Genomic DNA, 18,254 nt, shown 5'->3' on the forward strand with positions numbered 1-18,254 from the left:
TACTTGGTGGGTGATCGCCGACTGTCCGCCGTCTGGCCGGCTGCGACGAAAGCATGAACGAGCCCAGTCGCCTCATCTGTCCGGCTCATTCGGCGGGACGATCTGGCGCTTGAGGATCTTGCCGGTCGGTCCCTTGGGCAGCGCGTCCACGATCCATAGCTTGCGCGGATACTTGTAGGCGGCGACCTGGCGTTTGACGTACTCACGCAGTTCCTCGGCTGTCACCTGTGAGCCCGGCCTGAGAACGACCGCCGCCCCGACCTCCTCACCGTGATCGGCGTCGGGGAGGCCGATGACCGCGGCGTCGGCGACCGCAGGGTGCTCGTACAGCACATCCTCGACTTCGCGGGGGTACACGTTGTACCCGCCCCGAATGATCATGTCCTTCTTCCGTCCGACGATCCAGAAGTATCCGTCCTGGTCGATCCGGCCGAGGTCGCCGGTGTGCAACCAGCCGTCCCGGATCGCGGCGGCGGTCTCCTCGGGGCGCTGCCAGTACCGCTTCATCACGTTGTGCCCGCGGATCACGATTGCGAGTGAGGTTGGCGTGGGTCAGTTCAGCGCCTTTCGGCTGACCGGTCGTACCCGAGGTGTAGAGAATCACCGCGGTGTCGTCCTCGTGCCGGTCGGCCAGGTCCTCGGCGGATGGGGCGGACGCAAGCGGAGGACCGAATCCGCCGGCACCGACGGCGACCACCTCGGCCTCGCCCTGCTGCGCACCGGCCCGTGCCTCGTCGGCGAAGGCGTCCCAGGCGAGCAGGAGCCGGGCACCCGAGTCGCCGAGGTAGTAGGCGACCTCGCGGGACTTGAGCAGGGGGTTCATCGGGACGACGATGCCGCCGGCCCGCAGTACGCCGAAGTAGGCGAGGGCGAACTCGGGCACGTTGGGCAGCATGACCGCAACTCGGTCGCCGGGCTTCACGCCACGGTCCTGGAGCAGCCCGGCCATGCGGGCGGCGGTCTTCCCCGCGGAGAGCGCGGCGATATCGGTGCCGGAGACGAGCCAGTGGGCTGCTCCGTCGCGCCCCCACAACAGCGATACACGCAGGCTTGCATGGAGTGTGCGGCCGTCGCGGTGACGGATCGTCGCTGTGCCGGACCAGCCGCCCCTGGCGCGGCGCTGCTCGCAGGCCGCCCATGCGTGAAATGCGTTCTGGAGAAATGGCAGCGCGAACCAGACGGGCCGACCCACCACCTCCCCGGCGGCGTATCCGACAAGCTGCTGCGCGGTGCTGGTCCAACCGACCACCGTCCCCTCGCCGTCGATCATCGCAATCGCAGAGTCGGGTACCTCTCGAGGGCTCAGCGGCTCTGTGACGCTGTATCGGAGAATATTGCTCAACTCGGATCACCCCTGGGACGTTTCCGAAGAACGGCTTGAAGACGAGTCGATTCCCCCCGGATCGGCACGTCGGAGAGTCCCTTCAGTAACCAGAGGCTAGGCGTGGACCGCACGACAGCCACTGGGCGCACAGTACGACCTCCGGGTCGGAATTGGTGCCGATGAACCAATCCGTCGGCGGTATTCGCGCAGGCTCGAGGGAGTGCGGCCTATCGCGTCTTGACGATTGCGTACGGGCCAGGACCACCCTGTAGGGTTGAGGTATGGCTGCGGAGCATCCAGAGGCGGCAAAACAACTGTCCGTGGTCGCGGAGAACGTAGGGTCACACCTCCCGGAAGTTGGCCGCGACATAGGGGAGTATGTTATTGCCGAGATTCCGGAACTCAGGGGCGACGCAACCGTCACTAAAATCCTGAATGCGAGTATCGCTGAAAATGTCGCCACATTGTTGCACATTTTCGATAATGGTATTCCTCTGGAAAAGGTCGAGGGCCCTGCAGCTGCTCTTGAGTACGCCAGGAGGCTGGCTCAGAGGGACATCTCTCTCAGCGCGATGGTCAGGGCCTACAGGATCGGCCACTGGCGTTTTCTGCAGTGGTGTTTGGACGAACTCAACCGACAGGGCGCCGACGCGGATCTCGTGACTGCGGCCAACCGGCGCATGCTTCAGGTGAGCTTCGGTTACATCGACCGGGTGACCGAGCATGTCATCGTGGTCTACCAACAGGAACGCGATCACTGGCTGCTCAGCCAGACCGCCGCGCGCGCCGCGCGCGTGCGAGACATCCTCACCGAGAAGGACATCGATCTCAACTGGGCTGAACCAACTCTTGGTTACCGGATCCTGCAGTATCACCTCGGGCTGGTGGCCTGGTTGCCCGCACTGAAGGGTGAGGGCGAGGGGCTGGCCGTACTCGGCCGGATCATCAACGAGATCGCCCGGAAGCTCGACTGCCCCGCCAGGCCGCTCTTCGTCCCCCGAGACGCCATGGTGTCCTGGGCCTGGCTGCCGCTCGGCTCGCACAGCGACGTCTCCTGGAAACAGCTGTCGAATGTGGTCGAGCGCAGCGATCCTTCTGTGCACATGAGCGCTGGATGCGTGGGCTACGGCATCGAGGGATTCCGCTCCACGCACCGACAGGCACTGCGCACGCAGGAACTTGCGGCAGCGGCCAATCCGGCCCCCCAGTTCACCGACTTCTCCACTGTCGCTCCCATCGCCTTGATGGCCACGAACATCGACGACATGCGCGCATGGGTGTGGGGCATCCTCGGTCCGTTGGCCGTCGATGACGAGAACTCCGCACGACTTCGGGAGACGGCACAAATCTTCCTGGACGCCAACTGCAGTTATACTGCCACCGCCAGCGCCCAAATTCTGCACAAGAACACCGTGCAGTACCGCATCCGCAAAGCCGAGGAAATCATGGGACGGCCGGTCCAGAAAGGGCACACTGATCTGGAAGTCGCACTGCGCGCCGTTCAGTACCTCGGCTCGACGCTCCTTCGCGCCCACCCCGCCTGACATGCATGGGATCGTGCCCTACAACATGGCGTTCTGGGGTTGGGTGGGGACCACGATGACTGTGGTGTCGTCGGTGGAGAGGGCCGCCTTGAACTCCCGCTCCAGGTCCTCGGTTGTCTCCACGTCGACCGCGCGGCATCCGAAGCCGCGGGCCACGGAGGCGATGTCGAGCCCCGGCAGGTCGAGTCCCGGAACGCCTGGCGTTTCCTCGAGTACCGCGAACGACTTGAGGATGGAGTACTCGTGGTTGCGCATGACCACGTAGACGATCGGGAGGTTGTGCTGGGCCGCCGTATAGATGGCCTGCACGGAGTACTGGAAGGAGCCGTCGCCGATCAGGCCGATCACCGGCCGGTCGACGCCCCTGTCCCGGTCGCCCAGCGCGACCCCCACCGCCGCTGGGGTGCCCCAGCCGATGCCTCCGCTGGCCGTGGCGAAGAACGATCCGGGCCTGACCGTGGGAAGCCACTCGACCTGCTGCGCCATCGTGGAGGTCGACTCGTTGACGATGGCCGCGTCGGACGGCCGAACTCTGCTCAGGGTGGCGTAGACCTCCGGCGGGGTGAGCGGGCTGTTCGGCGCCTGCGGCAGCTCACGGGGCCGAGGCATCGGTTCCGGAGCGGTCCTCGCGGATCCCTCAGCGACCATGTCCAGGAGCAGCTCGACCGCCAACTTGGGATCGCCCAGGAGGCTGTCGCCCACGCGTGCCGCCGCGGCAACCCCCGGATTACCGGTGATCTGCAGGAGCTCGGTGCCTGCGGGGAGGTAGTCGCCGGGCACGTAGGGGTAGTAGCGGAACACTTCCGCGCCGATCACGACCACCAGGTCGTGCCCGGTCAGCCGGTCGCTGATGGTCTTCACCGACATGCCGAGCGGGCCACGGAAGAGGGGATGGTCCTCCGGGAAGGAGGCGCGGTCCAGGAGCGGGGCGCCGTAGACGGCCGCGCGCAGCTTTTCCGCCAGGGCGACGGCCCCGTCCCAGCCGCCGGCACGGTCGACATCCGGCCCGAAGACCAGCGCGGGACGCCGGCTTGCGGAGATGCGGTCGGCGAATCCGCGCAGTCGCTCGGTGTCGGGGGCGACGCGGTCGCTCACCGTCCGCACCCGGGTAAAACCGGACAGGGGCCGCTTCCAGTCGTCCATGGGAATCGACAGGTAGACAGGTCCTGCCGGCGGCTGCAGCGCCTCCGCGTAGGCCCGCATGAAGGCGTCGGGGACGTCTTCAGCGCGGGCCGACTCGTAGGACCATTTCACCCACGGCTTCGGCAGTGTGGTGGCCTCACGGTTGCCGAGATACGGATCCCCGATCACCAGTTCCCGATGCTGCTGTCCCGAGGTGATGATCAGGGGCGTGTTTCCGTGGTAGGCCGCCACCAGGTTGCCCACAGCGTTGCCCAGCCCGGCCGAGGAGTGCACGTTGACCAGCGCGGGGCGGCCGGTCACCTGGGCGAAGGCGTCGGCCATCGCGATGACGGACGCCTCCTGCAGCGCCAGGACATAGGTGAAGTCAGCGGGGAAATCCTGAAGGAACGTCTGCTCGGTGGAGCCGGGATTGCCGAAGACCGTGGTGAGTTTCAGGGTCCGCAGCAGGTCGTAGGTCACGCTACGGACGGTGGATTGCTCAGTCATGATGGGTCGCCCTTTCGTGCGGTGCGGAGGTGGCTGTGCCTGTGTGGCGGCCCTGGGCGGGGGCCCGCAAGCACTTGTCAGGCGGGGCTGGTGTCATCGGCCCTGCCAGTGCGGTGGGCGCCTTTCCGCGAAGGCGTGGGCGCCCTCCTGCGCGTCGTGGGACGCCAGCACTGGTGCGACGATCCGGTCCTGCTCGACGAAGGCGTCCTGGTCGCTGAACGCCCGCCGCTCGTTGACGACGCGTTTGACGGCTGTCACGGCCAGCGGCGCGTTGTGCGCCACAAGAGCGGCCAGTTCCAGGGCCCGCTTCAGGGCCTGGCCCGGTTCTGTGAGGTAGTTGACCAGGCCGAATCGCTCGGCGCGCTCGGCGGGCAGCGGCTCGCCGGTGAGCAGAAGCTCCAGGGCGATGTTGCGCGGGATACGCTCGGGCAGGCGCACCATGCCTCCTTCGGGCGGCACGATGCCGTAGTGGACCTCGGTCTGCCCGAAGGTGGCGTTCCGCGCAGCCACGATCATGTCGCAGGCGAGCGCCATCTCGGTTCCACCGCCCAGCGCATAGCCCTCGACGGCGGCGATGAGCGGGGTCTTGATCTGGGAGCGTGTGATGCCGGCGAAGCCCCGTCCTTCGACGATGGGCGTGTCTCCGGCCGCGAAGGCCTTGAGGTCCATGCCGGCGCTGAAGACACCGCCGGCCCCGCCGATGATGCCGACCCTGAGGTCGTCGCGGGACTCCAGGCGGTCGACGGCGGCGGCCAAGGCCCTGGCGGTGGCCCCGTCGATGGCGTTGCGGGCCTTCGGCCGGTCGATCGTGATCACGAAGATGCCGTCGCGTTCCTCGGTCCGTACGGTCGGCGTGTCTGTGACCGTGGTCATGGTGGTGGTTCCCTTCTTCCCTGGCGCTGCTGAGCTGTGGCTTCAGTCGATGGCTTCGGCCTTGCGCAGTTCCTCGATTCCGGCGGGGGCGAAGCCGAGGTCGCGGAGCACTGACTCGGTGTGTTCGCCCAGGTCGGGGGCCGGGCCCGGACGGACCTTCTGTTCCTGGTCCAGTCGGACCGGACTGTCGATGGTCAGGTGCGGGTCGTCGTTGCCGTCGTCGATCGGTACGAACACCCGGTTGGCGAGGAGCTGAGGGTCGTGGGCGCACTCTTCGAGCGTCTGGACGACTCCGTACGTGAGGCCCGCGGCGTCGAGCACCTCGCGCCACTCGGCCAGAGAGCGAGCCGCGAACGTCTTGTCCAGCAGGGCAACGATCTCGGCGGCGTGGGCGCGGCGGCTCGGGCTGTCGGCGTAGCGCGGGTTCTCCGCTGCCTCGGGATGACCGATGGCCTTGAGGAAGAGCGGGACCTGCTTGTCCTCGTTGGCGAAGACGAGGACGATCCAGCGGTCGTCCGCCGTCCGGTACATGTTCCCGAGCGCGTTGGGCGGGTCGGACCGGTCGATGGGCCTGGGGGACTTCGCCCCGACCAGCACGGCTTGCAGCCACATGCTCGCCGCCCAGGCGCCTTCGGCGAGCAGTGAGGCCGTGACGCGTGCGCCCTGGCCGGTCTTCTCCCGCCGGTACAGCGCGGTCATGATGCCGGCGAACAGGGTGATCGCCGTGGAGTGATCGCCCGATCCGAACGCGTTCATGGCCGGCGGCACGTCCCTTTGGCGTGTGAGGTCCATCAGGCCGCTGCGCGCCCAGTACGCCGTCACGTCGAAGCCGGGCAGATGCGCGTCCGGGCCTTCCTCGCCGAAGCCGGTGACATCGGCGTAGATCAGCCGGGGATTGAGGGCGGCCAGAGCGTCGTACTCCAGGCCCAGCTTCTCGCGCGTCCGCGGCGGGAAGTTGGTCACCAGCACGTCGGCCCACCGCACCAGACTCTCGAGCACGGGCCGGGCGCCGGGCGACTTGAGGTTGAGCGCGATGCTGCGCTTGTTGCGGTTGTCCAGCTGCCAGGGGTAGTTGACCCCTTCGACATGGGGGTTGGGAGGGATGCGGCTGAGCGAACGGTATGCGTCGCCCACATGCGGTGGTTCCACCTTGACGACGTCGGCGCCGAAGTCACCGAGTACGGTGGCCGCGGCGGGCCCGGCGATGAAGCTCGCGAGGTCGACGACGTGAAGTCCCTCCAGGAGGGGCGTGTTGCTCATGACTACTCCTTGTCCTCAGTGGGGTCGCGCGCGGCGCCCGGAACCGCCCCGCTGTCACGGGGCGTCGCGAGACACGCCGGGTCAGTGACTGGGCGCCACAGGCACGAAGGCGTTGTAGCCGGTGATGTCGCGGCCGACGATCAGCGCCTGCACGGTGTCGGTGCCCTCGTAGGTGTCGATGGCCTCGATGTCGCAGAGGTGCCGGGCGACGTGGTAATCGAGCAGGATCCCGTTGCCGCCGAGCATGTCGCGAGCGTCGGCGAGGATGGCCCGGGCTCGTTCGGTGTAGTGCATTTTGGCCAGCGCGACCCGGGGCATCGAGTATTCGCCCTCGTCCAGGAGCTGGCTGAGACGGAACTGCATGCACAGCATGTCAGTGATGTCTGCCAGCATCCGGGAGAGCCGGTACTGGACGAGCTGGAAGGCGGCCAGCGGCATCCCGAACTGCTTGCGCTGCTTGGCGTAGGCCAAAGCCGTCTCGTAGCCCGCGATGGCGGCGCCGATCGACTCCCAGGCGACGCAGAAGCGCGAGGCAAGCAGGACCTTCTCGGTGTCGCGGAAGGTGTTCACGTTCGCCAGCCGGTTCTCGGCGGGCACCCGGACGTCGGTGAGGGAGATCTGTGCGTTCTGGACACAGCGCAGAGCCGTCTTGCCCTGGATGACCTGGGCGTCGAACCCGGGTGTGCCCTTTTCGACCACGTAGCCGCCCACATGCCCGTCGTCGCCGCGGGCCCAGATGATCACGTAGTCGGCGAAGCTCGCGTTGCCGATCCACCTCTTGTGGCCATTGAGGACGTAGGAACCACCGTCCCGGCGCGCGGTCGCCTCCAGCTTGACCACGTCCGTGCCGTGCGCGGGCTCGGTCAGGCCGAAGGCGCCGATCTTCTCCAGGCGCGCCATCGGCGGCAGGAAGCGCTGCTTCTGCTCCTCGGAGCCCAGCAGTCCGACCGACATCATGGCCAGGGCCGAGTGGACCCCCATGAACGTCGAAATGCTCAGATCGCCCCGGGCCAGTTCGAGGATCACCAGGCCGGCCGTCAGGTTGCTCATCCCCGGGCAGTCGTAGCCGGAAATCTGAAAGCCGGCGATGTCCAGCTGCGCCAGCTTGGGCACCAGCTCGAAGGGGAATTCCGCCCGCTCCCAGTACGGGTTGATGATCGGGGTGACCTCCTGGTCCATGAACGAGCGGACCTTCTTCCGCAGGGCCCGCTGCTCGTCGGAGAGCAGGTTGTCCAGCAGGTAGTAGTCGGTGTGCTCCGGTCCGCCCAGTACCGGCGGCTCCACCCCGGACGGCTTTCCGTTGCCGCTCGGGAGAGCGCCGTTCAGCACGGTCTGGCCCGGGTCGGCTGTCGTGCCCTGTGTCGCCTTCATGTTCCGCTCCGTCCCATCGGGGATCCGATTGCGTCAGTGAGAACGACGCTAGGAGCGAGCAGCGGCGCGACCATTAGGCCCGGAACACCATATTTACATCTAAATTGGTGCTCTTGACCTAATTCGCCCGGTAGTGCCTGCGCGCCAGCCTTGCACCATGGCCCGGGGAGAGCCGCCGCGCCACCTCGGCTGCCCGAGCTGACCCGACGATCAGAGGAAACAGACATGAGCACACCCAACGCATGGGTCGGACTGCTTCCACCGGACTTCGACCCGGACTACATCGAGCGCGCCGTGGTGCCCTATCTCAAGAGCAGCGAGTACGTGGGCGAACGGCCCGCACTTCCCATGATCGATCTCGCCCTGAGCAAGGAGAACGCGGCTCCGCCGCACTTCTGGGGCATGCTCTACGACGGGTGGGCGCCCGACCCCAAGGAGGGCACCACGGTCTTCATCACGGGCTACGACAAGCGAGGACCGGACAACGAGCGCAAGAAGATCTACGCTTCGGCGACCACGCCCGACCTCTACGCAGCGAAGTACGCCCCCAAGGTCCACGGCTTCCTCGCCCGGCTCTTCGCCGAGACCAACGCCGGCAAGCCCCTGATGCACGAGTACTACCAGAATTACTTCGACCTCTACTGGGACCTTCACCTCGGCGTCACCGGCGAGGCCATCCCGCCCGAGGTATGCACGATCGGCGCCAGTTTCACCGCCGTCCTCGGCCACTGGTATCCCACCGAGGACATCGTGCGGGAGAACATCATGCGGGTGCGCGAACTGCGCCCGCGGCTCAAGGAGTGGATCGACCAGCGGGTGCAGAGAGTGATCGACGGCGACGTCGACGACCCGGAGGGCACTTTCGTCCACTACTGGCTCAAGAACGGCCGAGGGGGCGAGCACTTCCGCCGCGAGGACATCGTCTTCGAGTGCTTCCACAACTTCCTGGCGTTCAGCCAGTGGGGCAACATGATCTACCACACCATGGCCCTGCTGGACGCGGGCCACGGTGACAAGGCCGTCAGGTCGTGGTTCCAGCGGACGATGACGAACAGCCCGGACACGGCGGACGGCGGCGCGTTCACCCCACTCGACCGCTACGTGATGGAGCTCTTCCGCACGGTTTCACCGAACGGAGGCAGCCTGTCGACCGTGAGCACCGAACGTGGTGCCGATCCTCGCCTGGGCAATGTTCTCACCCTGCACCCCTCGGCGAGCCGAGATCCCCGGCAGTGGCGCAACCCGGATGAGTTCGATCCCGACAGGTACCGGGCAGCGCCGACGACCGCCGACGACGCGGAGACGAGAAGCCGCCAAGCAGGGTTTGCGCGCTGTCCCTTCCCACCCACACCGTTCTCCGTCATGGACGGCCGCCGGGCAGAGATGACCAACAGCGTTTTCGGAGCCGTGTACGGAGTCGTCGACGGCACCGCGTACCCGGTCTGTGACACGGCCGGTTATGCACCGTTCGGATTCGGCTACCGGCGATGCGGCGGCGAGCAACTGACGACGGAGTTCGTCAAGGAGTTCCTGCGAACGGTGTGGAGTCGCGGGATCGAATTCACCGCGCTCGACCTTGAGCATTCCGAGAAACTGCCCGTTTCGCCGCGCACCGTCATCGACGACAACATCGGCTTTCGGCAGGGTCCGTGAGAACCACAGCTGGAGACGCGGATACGCCGGAGTCTGCAACGGCGTATCCGCGCAGTTGTGAGAAGAACCGTGCGGAGAACGAAGGGGACCGTCTGCGCCGGCACGACCAACCATCAGGCGATCCCGTCGCGTTGCCGGGGCTGTCTGGTCGGTAGCGGGGCAAACGAACGGGGGCCGGGCCGACCACAAGGCCGTCGCAGCCCCCGCGCGGGTTGCTGTCCCCTTAGCCCTCTCCTCACACCGGGCAGGGGGCGTAATGACCTGCCCGACTGCCTTGGGAGGGGTGGCCCGTCATAGCAACTGGCCGCGCGTCCATCCCGGCTGACGGCGTCTGCGGCAGGGGCTGCTCGGTCCAGATCACCTTGCCGGCCTGCGTGTGTCGCGCCCCCCAACGCTCGGCGAGCCGGGCGACAAGAAACAGACCGCGTCCGCTCTCGTCCGTGGTGGACGCCTGATGCTGATGGGGAATTGCGGTGCTGGAGTCGAACACTTCACACGTAAGGGCGTGGTCACAGAGCAGCCGAAGGTGGATCGGTCCAGTGGTGTAGCGCATAGCGTTGCTCACCAGCTCGCTGAGGATCAGTTCGGTCGTGAAGACAAGATCGCTCAGACCCCAATGCGCAAGCTGGCGCGTAACAGCGGCACGCAGGTCCGCCACCGCGGTCGGCTCGGCGGGCACATCCCAGTCGGCGACCTGGTCAGGTTGCATGCCGCGAGTGCGGGCGACCATCAGCGCGACGGGGCCGCCGGGGCGGACTGGGAGCAGTGCGTCGAACACGGCCGCGCAGGTCTCCTCCGGGCCCACAACGCCGTTCCGGGTGGCGGCTTGGCGCAGGAGCCTCCTCAGCAGTTCGCAACCGGCATCGGTGCCCTGTCGTCGGCGTTGGATCAGGCCGTGGCCGTAGAGCACCAGTTGGCTGCCCTCGGGCACCTCCCACTCCGCAGTGGTGAAGGAGCCGCTGCCCAGGCCGAGGGGCGGCCCGGCGGGCACGTCGGGGAAGTCCACCCGGCCATCGGGGCTTATCACGGCGGGCGGCCGATGCCCGGCCCGGGACACCGCGCAGTGCCGGGAGACCGGGTCGTAGATCGCATAGAGACAAGTCGCCCCCCTGAAGAAGCCCTGCCATTCGTCAGGACCCCGCCCCCACCGGGTCGCGAGATGATCGAGACGGCCCAGGAGTTCGTCGGGCGGCAGGCCGGTCGAGGCGAGGTTGCGTACTGCGCCGCGCAGCCGGCCGATCCAGGCGCGGGCACGCGGGCCGCAGCCCACAACACTGCCCACGGCCATGGCCACGCGATTCTCGGACAGCGCGATGAGCTCGATCCAGTCGCCCGATGTCTCCGATCATGCAGGCCGATAGCGCACGGCCACGTCGACAGCGTGCTGGGCGATCGGGCTCCGGGAGTCGCGGGGCGTCTCGAGGGCTGACGGTTGTGGTGCGTCCGCGGACGTAGTCGCGTTCATTTCCCGCTCCTTGTGTGTTTGTGGGATCGGATCGCATCCCTTGACTCGACGCTAGGCCTGCGGGGCACGACAGCCACTGGGCGCGGGACACCACCTCTCACTTGAAGTTGGTACCAGCGGGCCAATCGGCCTTTCATCGTCGATTTGGCCCTCAACAGCTCGCAACACAGCAGGCGTTCCCGACCGGGAAGCCCCGGCCGGGAACGCCTGACCTGTTTCTAGTAACCGCCCCCACCCCAGCTGTCGCCGTCGTCGCCGTGGTCGCCGTCGCCGTGGTCGCCGCCACCGCCGTGGCCGCCGCCGCCGTGAGCCGAGTAGCCGACCTCGTGGCTCTGCTCCGCCGCAGACGCCGTGCCGACCCCTATACCGGTGCAGGCGAGGACGACTGCGGCAGAGGTGACGGCAGCCAGGCGGCCCATGCGGGACACATGTGCACTCATGATGTTCCCCTTTCAGATCTGAGTATCAAGTTCCTCCGTGCTGTCCATCACGCTACGGACGGGCGTGGATCAATCCCTCGGACGCAGAACACGAGAAAGGCAGCACCGTTCGTACTCGGGACCCAACGTTGGTCACCGAAGGAAGCACGATGCAACGAGTCGTCCCGGGGGAGGTTCAAGCGGCCCGTACCGCGAACGGCCACCGACTGGCAGCCGCGGTGCTCCCGTCTCCCCTCCCGTTCGCCGCCCCGGCGCCGGCCCTTTCCCAAACGGTGAGCGGACGTGACCGGCAACTCGGGGTGAAGCTGTTGGTGCGCGGCAGCACTGGGGTACGGGCCACCGAGGCGGGAACCGCGCTGCTGGCGGAGGCGCGCGCGGTACTCGCCCGGCACGATCAGGCCCTGCGCGCGATGGCCCGGTACACCGGCCCGGGTGGCGGGGCGCTGCGGATCGGGATCCCGCTCGAACTGCCCACGGGACTGCTCGATCCGGCGCTGACGGAGCTGCGCGAGGCGCATCCGGACACACGCGTGCAGGCCCGGCACCTCTCCACGGCCGAGCAACTGGTGGCACTGCACTCCGGTGAGCCCGACGTCGGCGTCCTGCGGGAGCGTCCGTCGGGTCCTCGGTTCGACGCTCTGCTCGTCGTACGGGAGAAGCTGGGTGTGCTGCTGGCTGCGGAGCAGGCCGCCGAAGTCCGCCGGACCGGGCGGCATCGCGCTGGATGCGCTCGTCGGCCTGCAGCCGGTCGGATTTCCTCGCTCTGGCAGCCCCGCCAGGTACGACGAACCGACCGCGATCCTGCGCGGGCACGTCCACGGCCTGGGCCCGGGGGCTCCACAGGGGCAGGCGCTGATCGCGGAGGTGAAGCTGGCGGCGGTGGCGCCCGGGCAGGCGTTCACGCTGGCTCTGCCCGAGTGGCAGCAGCCGCTGCCCGACCGTGTGACCTGGTCGTCGCTGGTCGGATATCCGCTGGGGCGGCGCATCTGGGCCGTGTGGCCGGCCGACTCGCACCGCCATGACCTCGGCCGGTTCATCGCCGCGCTCGACCGGTCGGTGAGCAGCTGAGCCCGCCCCCAGGGCGAAGGCGGATGAGTCGGGCCCCTCGCAGGTGCACTACGGACAGGTGACGCTGGACGGAAACCGCGCCGACGCCCCCTGCGGGTGTCGGCGGAGTGGGGGCTGAGCGTGCTCTACGGCGGTGGTGACGAGTTCGGAGACGGGCAGCAGCACCGAGTCGGCCGCCTCCTCGGTCCCCACCGAGCCAGGACCTCTTGGGCAGCCCCCGCGGCCCCACCACACATGGCCGGACGCGCTGCGGGCGTCAGGCCGTGGCGTGCGTTCGTGGGAGATCAACGGCACCTCCGGCGATCTCTTGCTGACCAGTCCATCCGCCGACGGCAACCTCCAGAGCACCGAGCTGACCCTCTCCGGCGGCAACGGGACCGCGACCGAGGTGAGCCCCTTGACAGTCCCCACCTACCCGTACGCCGACCTGGCCGCCGTACGCGCCGGACCCGCACGCAATGTCGCCGCCGTCTACGCGGCACTCGCCGAGGACCTGGCCAAGGACACCCATGAGGTTCCCGACTTCGCACACGCACTGCGCCTCCACCGGCTCATCGCCGACATCGAAGCCGCCGCCCGCCGCTGAGCGCCGTGGAAACAGTAGCCCGCCACCGTACTTGGGTGCGCTCGCGTCGCGCCGCTGTGCGCCGCCGTCCCCCCCGCGGGTGACCCTGTACCCCTCGTCGCGCAGCGCAGGGCGGCCGTGCCGCAGCCGAGCCCCCAGGCTGTGGCGGCGGGAGTACGGGCCGTGCCGGGTTCGCACTCCTCCACAAGCGCGGGCTGCCGGCTTGAGGCGGCTGGACGTGTTTCCGGCTACTTCAGGAGCCGGAAACCGGGCTGTTCAGTCCACGCTCTGAGGAACTCTGCGGACCCGTACGCGGCAGGCCACGGACCGGTCGTCACTGCGATGATGCCTGGAAGGTCGGCACCGGTCAGCACCTGATCCTCCCTCGACTCGGCGTTGGCGACGCCGCCGATCAGGGCCTGGCTATAAAGCTGCCGGACGTTGTTGACACCTGGGTCTCCGACTACTATGGAGATCCGACATGCCCCCTTCCGTCAGACAGCAGCAGGATCGCCAAGCCCAGCGGCGCCTGGCGATCCTGCGCCACGCCGAGGAAGTCACCGGAAACGTCTCACTGACCTGCCGGTACTACGGGATCAGCCGGAACTGCTTCTACAAGTGGCAGCGGCGCTACCAGGAAGAAGGCCTTGACGGTCTGCGCGACCGCTCCAGCAGGCCCCACCACTGCCCGCACGCCACCCAGGCCGACATCGTCAACAAGATCGTCTACCTGCGGCAGAACTACCACTTCGGCCCAATGAAGATCAAGATGTACCTCAAGAGGTACCACGACACCGAAATCGCCTGCTCCGCCGTCTACCGCATCCTCAAGAAGCTGGGCATGAACCGGCTGCCCGCCTCCCAGCGCTACAAGCGCCACGACATGCGTTACACCCGCTACGAGAAGCAGCTGCCCGGAAACCGGGCCCAGATCGACGTCAAGTTCATCGAACCGGTCGGCGTCCCAGCCAAGACCGCCTCCCAGGCCCCCGTCACGGCAAGCCCCCAAAGGTGCGGCGCCGGGCCAAGTACTACCAGTTCACTGCCATAGACGACTGCACTCGGCTGCGGGTGCTACGCATCTACCCGCGGTGCGATCAGAAGACCGCCATCCAGTTCCTCGACTATGTCCTGGAGCGTTTTTCGGATTGGAACTGGCGCCGATGGACTCTTCCGGCGGCAGTAATCGCGCAGACTTTCCGAGTCCGTCTTATCGCGCACCCTGGAAGCGGATAGGTCACGAACCGCTCTGTAGGATTGAGGTATGGCTGCGGAGCATCCCGAGGCCGCGAAACAACTGTCCGTGGTCGCGGAGAACCAAGGGTCACACCTCTCGGAGGTCAGCCGCGACATCGTGGAGCATGTTACGGCCAAGGTCCCCGAGCTCGGGAGGGACACCACCGTCATCAAAGTCCTGCAGGCGAGCATCACGGAAAATATCGCCACGGCGCTGCACGTTTTCGAGAACGATATATCTCTGGACAACGTCGAGGCGCCTGCAGCCAGTCTTGAGTACACCAGGAGGCTGGCTCAGAGGGACATTCCCCTCACTGTGATGACCAGGGCCCACAGGTTCGGCCAGTTGCGTTTTCTGGAGTGGTGTCTGGACGAGCTCGACCGACAGGACGTCGACTGCGAGCTCTTCACCGCGACCAACCGGCGCATGCTGCAGCTGAGCTTCGGTTACGGCGACCGGATAGCTGAAAATGCCGCCATGGTCTACCAGCAGGAACGCGATCACTGGCTGCTCGGCCAGACCGCCGCGCGCGCCGCGCGCGTGCGAGACATCCTCACGGAGAAGGACGTCGACCTCAACTGGGCTGAACCAGCTCTTGGTTACCGGCTCCGGCAGAACCACCTCGGGCTGGTGGCCTGGTTGCCCACGCTGACGGGGGAGGGCGAGGGACTTGCTCGACTCGACCGGATCACGAACGAGGCAGTCCGGAAGCTCGACTGCTCTGCCAGACCGCTGTTCGTCCCCCGAGACGCGGTCTTGTCCTGGGCATGGCTGCCGTTCGGCTCGCGCAACGAGGTCTCCTCGGAACAGCTTGCGGAAGTGGTCGAGCGCAGCGATCCACCCGTGCACGTGTGCGCCGGGAGCGTCGGGTACGGCATCGAGGGATTCCGCTCCACGCATCGGCAGGCACTGCGCACCCAGGAACTTGCGGCAGCGGCCAGTCCGGTCCCCCAGTTCACCGACTTCTCCACCGTTGCTCCCATCGCCTTGATGGCTACGGACGTCGATGACATGCGTGCTTGGGTGTGGGACATCCTCGGGGCTTTGGCCGTCGATGACGAGAACAGCGCGCGGCTTCGAGAGACCGCACGGATCTTCCTGGACACCGCCTGCAGTTATACGGCTACCGCCAGTGCGCAAATACTGCACAGGAACAGCGTGCAGTACCGCATCCGGAAAGCCGAAACAATCATGGGACACCCGGTCCAGAAAGGGCACAGCGATTTGGAGGTCGCGCTGCGGGCCGTTCAGTACCTCGGCTCGACGCTCCTTCGCACCCGCCCCGCCTGAAATGCTCGGCGATGCCGTCCCCGGCGGATCCAGCTGGAATCCGCTGCGGGCGCGGGCGGCGTCGGCGTCGGCGGTCAGGGTGGACCCGGTCGGTCGCCGCCAGTTCGGTGGCCGGCAGGGCGCCTTCGCGCAGCGGGGCGCGGATCAGCAGCCGGGAGGGCGAGCGCCTGCAGGGTTCTCGCCACCGCTCTCGGAGCGTCGGCGCCGATCCCATGCACCGTCGCCGTCTGCCGCGGCTGCGCCCCCAGAGGTCCGGGGCGTCCACGGCACAGGCGCGCACGAGGGTCACCGCCGTACGCACGTCGCCGAAGGTGGAGATCGCCGCCGAGTGGTAGCCGAGCTCCAGTTCGCCGTGCAGGGCGGCGCCCGCGGAGCCCTTGTTCAGCAGGTCGGCGGCGGCGACGCCCTCCATGAGCAAGGCTGAAACGTCCCGGAGGGCCTCGGAGCCGTAGATTTTGACGGCGGAGGCGTAGCCGTCCCGTAGGACGCGTGTCTTCAGGGAGGCGAGGTCGATGCCGGCGTCGGGCTGAAAGGCCATTTCCAGCCGGCTCGAGCCGGTCTTCGGCGGGCGTAGAAGCCGTTTCGTCGCTGGACCGGTCGATCTTGGTTCCCCTTCAGCCACCGAGCAGCACCCTGGCGCCCCCCACGGGAGAGGCGTCGTGGTCGTTGCCGCGCCGGTCCGGCAGCAGCCGATGTCACCAGATGAACCGGATCCTTCTAGCGATAGGTGGGGCAGACCTGCTGACGGGCGGTCGCGAGCAGTCGTCGAAGTGCAGCTGCTGCGAGACCGTAGCTTCATCTCAGTACCGCGACAGAGCGCTCGCTACTGTGAGTGACCATGCTTAGTGCCTGTCGTCGGTGTTGAGTTTGGTCAGGCCGGGTGCGTTCGCGTTCCCCGCCCAGCACGAGATTTCCCGGTGCTGGTCTGGTGCTGACTTTGGAGGGTCAATAGCGGGAAAACCGCGGGTCGTAGCTCTGATCGAATGAGTTGTCGTACCACTCGATGGTGGTCCCGATGAGGCTGGCGGGGACGATGCGGGGGAGGCTGGACGGGGCTGGTGGAGCGCTTGCTGGCGACGACATCGGCACCACTTCCTGGCGTTCGACGGGGACGTTTGCGAGTCGCCACACCGTAGGAACGTGCAGGTCAGAGGCGTATGTGGTGGGACAGCATAGTTCTGGGCGTGGGAGTGCGCGCGTCCCCCATGAAGGCGCTGCCAGAGCCTCGGTGACGGCCGCAATGAGGCCGCGAAGGGCGCTGCCCGAGTTGCGCTGTCAGGGATGATCTGAAGGCGCCGTGCCGACTCCCGTGCTGGTTAGGGCGCTGACTACGCCGCGTACAAGGAAGCCCTTGCGGCCCGCCCGCTGGGCTGTGATCGGGATTGCGGCAGCGATCGGCGACGGCGTGTGCATGGATGCCGGACGCGCCTACAGCCTGGCACCGGTGAACCTGTACCGCTTGCCTCCGTCCATCACCTGCCATGGCGTGCACCGCGAGAAGCTGTTCACGCCAACCGCGCGACTCCTCCCGTCTCGAGGGCCGTCCAGAGAGCGCCGTCGGGACCCAAGGTGATGCTGTGCGGCTCAGATGACGGCGACGGCAGGTCGTACTCGGCGACCTCGCCGCTCGCGGTGATGCGACCGATGCGGTTGGCTCCCCATTCGGTGAACCAGCAGTCCCCGGTGGCGGTCGCGACGATGACGTGGGGTTTGGCCGTGCGGTCGGGGAGTGGGAACTCCTTGATTCTGCCATCCGGTTCGATCCTGCTGATCTGCCCTGCTGCGATCTCAACGAACCACAAAGCGGCGCCGTCACCGCTGGGCCAGCATGGCTCAGCACCGCGTCGGTGACCTCCTGGCTGTCGTATTCGCCGAGCTCACGCACGCGCGCGAGGAACTCATGGTGCTGCGTCGTTTCGTCACCTCCGCCTACCACCGATCTCAGGGCATCGAAGGCGCCCTCGGTACCCAAGCAGGGGCAAGCCTGTCAGCCGCGCGCGACAGGCCAGGGCGGCTTGTCCGCCGGGGCGGACGACCCCCGGACACCGCACTCCCGCCCCGGTGCACTCCTCGCCGGCGGGGCCGGCCCGGTGACCTCCACAGCCGCCGGGCGCAGCAGGTCCTCGCCCAGACGGTAGCCGGGACGCAGAACCGCCGAGCACACCAGGCGGTCCGCAGCGGCGCAGACATGATGGGTGAGAGCGTCGTGGCACGCGGGGTCGAACAGGTCGCCCACCTCACCGAACGACGTGACGCCCAGCGAGCCCAGCTGCTCCTGCAGGCTGTCGCCGATGTCCTTCAGACCGGGCGTCAGCGGCTCGTGCGCCAACGCCCGGTCGACGGCGTCCAGCACGGGCAGCAGCGCCCGCACCACGTTGGCCACCGCGATCTCGCGCACCGCCAGGCGGTCCCGCCGCACCCGCTTGCGGTAGTTGTCGTACTCGGCCTTGACCCGCTGCAGGTCGGCGGTCCGCTCCTCCACCAGGCGCCGCAGCCTGTCCAGCTCGGCGCTCTGCGGACCGCTCCTGGTCATCG

Annotated in this window: 14 protein-coding genes and 5 pseudogenes; 7 read left to right on the top strand and 12 right to left on the bottom strand. The window is 67.5% G+C overall.

Annotated features, from left to right (window positions below):
• Positions 1-72 precede the first annotated feature (72 nt).
• A pseudogene (locus tag IO33_RS52215) lies at positions 73-958 on the bottom strand (AMP-binding protein); the annotation flags it as partial.
• 84 nt (positions 959-1,042) lie between these two features.
• A pseudogene (locus tag IO33_RS54040) lies at positions 1,043-1,270 on the bottom strand (PAS domain S-box protein); the annotation flags it as partial.
• Between the two features lie 335 nt (positions 1,271-1,605).
• On the opposite strand from IO33_RS54040, the gene IO33_RS0105490 reads away from it, so the two are divergent.
• Positions 1,606-2,868, top strand: coding sequence for a PucR family transcriptional regulator (locus tag IO33_RS0105490; RefSeq protein ID WP_031160834.1), 1,263 nt, complete (start codon positions 1,606-1,608; stop codon positions 2,866-2,868).
• Positions 2,869-2,886: 18 nt separating this feature from the next.
• Here the strand turns inward: IO33_RS0105490 and mdlC are convergent, their stop codons facing one another.
• From mdlC to IO33_RS0105510, 4 genes are all read right to left on the bottom strand, one after another.
• Complete coding sequence (gene mdlC, locus IO33_RS0105495; RefSeq protein ID WP_031160835.1) at positions 2,887-4,497, bottom strand: benzoylformate decarboxylase; 1,611 nt, start codon at positions 4,495-4,497, stop codon at positions 2,887-2,889.
• Positions 4,498-4,590: 93 nt separating this feature from the next.
• Complete coding sequence (locus IO33_RS0105500; protein WP_031160838.1) at positions 4,591-5,370, bottom strand: crotonase/enoyl-CoA hydratase family protein; 780 nt, start codon at positions 5,368-5,370, stop codon at positions 4,591-4,593.
• 42 nt (positions 5,371-5,412) lie between these two features.
• The gene (locus IO33_RS0105505) at positions 5,413-6,630 is read right to left on the bottom strand and encodes a CaiB/BaiF CoA transferase family protein (protein ID WP_031160841.1); all 1,218 of its coding nucleotides are present in this window, start codon (positions 6,628-6,630) and stop codon (positions 5,413-5,415) included.
• Between the two features lie 81 nt (positions 6,631-6,711).
• The gene (locus IO33_RS0105510) at positions 6,712-8,001 is read right to left on the bottom strand and encodes an acyl-CoA dehydrogenase family protein (protein WP_078963303.1); all 1,290 of its coding nucleotides are present in this window, start codon (positions 7,999-8,001) and stop codon (positions 6,712-6,714) included.
• 225 nt (positions 8,002-8,226) lie between these two features.
• On the opposite strand from IO33_RS0105510, the gene IO33_RS0105515 reads away from it, so the two are divergent.
• The gene (locus IO33_RS0105515; RefSeq protein WP_037684904.1) at positions 8,227-9,654 is read left to right on the top strand and encodes a cytochrome P450 family protein; all 1,428 of its coding nucleotides are present in this window, start codon (positions 8,227-8,229) and stop codon (positions 9,652-9,654) included.
• 235 nt (positions 9,655-9,889) lie between these two features.
• Here IO33_RS0105515 and IO33_RS43800 read toward each other — a convergent pair whose 3' ends face one another.
• Positions 9,890-10,948: an ATP-binding SpoIIE family protein phosphatase gene (locus IO33_RS43800; protein WP_051926411.1), complete on the bottom strand. Its 1,059-nt coding sequence runs from the start codon at positions 10,946-10,948 to the stop codon at positions 9,890-9,892.
• A 389-nt stretch (positions 10,949-11,337) separates the two neighbouring features.
• Positions 11,338-11,559 (bottom strand): hypothetical protein, encoded by a 222-nt coding sequence (locus IO33_RS0105525; RefSeq protein ID WP_157857799.1) that lies wholly within the window; start codon positions 11,557-11,559, stop codon positions 11,338-11,340.
• A 410-nt stretch (positions 11,560-11,969) separates the two neighbouring features.
• Between IO33_RS0105525 and IO33_RS54425 the strand changes: the two are divergent.
• The 3 genes and pseudogenes from IO33_RS54425 to IO33_RS0105535 all read left to right on the top strand — a co-directional run.
• A pseudogene (locus IO33_RS54425) lies at positions 11,970-12,206 on the top strand (LysR substrate-binding domain-containing protein); the annotation flags it as partial.
• A gap of 16 nt (positions 12,207-12,222) precedes the next feature.
• Positions 12,223-12,627: a hypothetical protein gene (locus IO33_RS54430; RefSeq protein WP_051926413.1), complete on the top strand. Its 405-nt coding sequence runs from the start codon at positions 12,223-12,225 to the stop codon at positions 12,625-12,627.
• 268 nt (positions 12,628-12,895) lie between these two features.
• A complete protein-coding gene (locus tag IO33_RS0105535) occupies positions 12,896-13,213 on the top strand; it encodes a hypothetical protein (protein WP_031160850.1) in 318 nt (105 codons plus the stop codon).
• 227 nt (positions 13,214-13,440) lie between these two features.
• Here IO33_RS0105535 and IO33_RS54435 read toward each other — a convergent pair whose 3' ends face one another.
• A complete protein-coding gene (locus IO33_RS54435) occupies positions 13,441-13,668 on the bottom strand; it encodes a DUF6368 family protein (protein WP_483414655.1) in 228 nt (75 codons plus the stop codon).
• 5 nt (positions 13,669-13,673) lie between these two features.
• Here IO33_RS54435 and IO33_RS43810 point away from each other — a divergent pair, with 5 nt between their 5' ends.
• Together IO33_RS43810 and IO33_RS0105545 are read left to right on the top strand one after the other, a co-directional pair.
• Positions 13,674-14,243: a helix-turn-helix domain-containing protein gene (locus tag IO33_RS43810; protein WP_051926414.1), complete on the top strand. Its 570-nt coding sequence runs from the start codon at positions 13,674-13,676 to the stop codon at positions 14,241-14,243.
• Positions 14,244-14,456: 213 nt separating this feature from the next.
• The gene (locus IO33_RS0105545) at positions 14,457-15,719 is read left to right on the top strand and encodes a PucR family transcriptional regulator (RefSeq protein WP_051926415.1); all 1,263 of its coding nucleotides are present in this window, start codon (positions 14,457-14,459) and stop codon (positions 15,717-15,719) included.
• A 304-nt stretch (positions 15,720-16,023) separates the two neighbouring features.
• Here the strand turns inward: IO33_RS0105545 and IO33_RS49200 are convergent.
• From IO33_RS49200 to grpE, 3 genes and pseudogenes are all read right to left on the bottom strand, one after another.
• Positions 16,024-16,188 (bottom strand): annotated as a pseudogene (locus tag IO33_RS49200) (acyl-CoA dehydrogenase); the annotation flags it as partial.
• A gap of 1,036 nt (positions 16,189-17,224) precedes the next feature.
• Positions 17,225-17,536: pseudogene (locus tag IO33_RS43815) on the bottom strand (Vgb family protein); the annotation flags it as partial.
• Positions 17,537-17,706: 170 nt separating this feature from the next.
• Positions 17,707-18,252 carry a nucleotide exchange factor GrpE gene (gene grpE / locus IO33_RS0105560; protein ID WP_031160855.1) on the bottom strand — a complete coding sequence of 182 codons (546 nt, stop codon included), beginning with the start codon at positions 18,250-18,252 and terminating at the stop codon, positions 17,707-17,709.
• Between the last annotated feature and the right edge of the window lie 2 nt (positions 18,253-18,254).

This window comes from Streptomyces durhamensis (assembly GCF_000725475.1).
GTDB classification, from domain to species: Bacteria; Actinomycetota; Actinomycetes; order Streptomycetales; family Streptomycetaceae; genus Streptomyces; species Streptomyces filipinensis.

Coding starts and splice junctions, on each gene's coding strand:
- IO33_RS0105490 (WP_031160834.1), top strand. CDS start 1,606: ATGGCTGCGGAGCATCCAGAGGCGGCAAAACAACTGTCCGTGGTCGCG.
- mdlC (WP_031160835.1), bottom strand. CDS start 4,497: ATGACTGAGCAATCCACCGTCCGTAGCGTGACCTACGACCTGCTGCGG.
- IO33_RS0105500 (WP_031160838.1), bottom strand. CDS start 5,370: ATGACCACGGTCACAGACACGCCGACCGTACGGACCGAGGAACGCGAC.
- IO33_RS0105505 (WP_031160841.1), bottom strand. CDS start 6,630: ATGAGCAACACGCCCCTCCTGGAGGGACTTCACGTCGTCGACCTCGCG.
- IO33_RS0105510 (WP_078963303.1), bottom strand. CDS start 8,001: ATGAAGGCGACACAGGGCACGACAGCCGACCCGGGCCAGACCGTGCTG.
- IO33_RS0105515 (WP_037684904.1), top strand. CDS start 8,227: ATGAGCACACCCAACGCATGGGTCGGACTGCTTCCACCGGACTTCGAC.
- IO33_RS0105525 (WP_157857799.1), bottom strand. CDS start 11,559: ATGAGTGCACATGTGTCCCGCATGGGCCGCCTGGCTGCCGTCACCTCT.
- IO33_RS43810 (WP_051926414.1), top strand. CDS start 13,674: ATGCCCCCTTCCGTCAGACAGCAGCAGGATCGCCAAGCCCAGCGGCGC.
- IO33_RS0105545 (WP_051926415.1), top strand. CDS start 14,457: ATGGCTGCGGAGCATCCCGAGGCCGCGAAACAACTGTCCGTGGTCGCG.
- grpE (WP_031160855.1), bottom strand. CDS start 18,252: ATGACCAGGAGCGGTCCGCAGAGCGCCGAGCTGGACAGGCTGCGGCGC.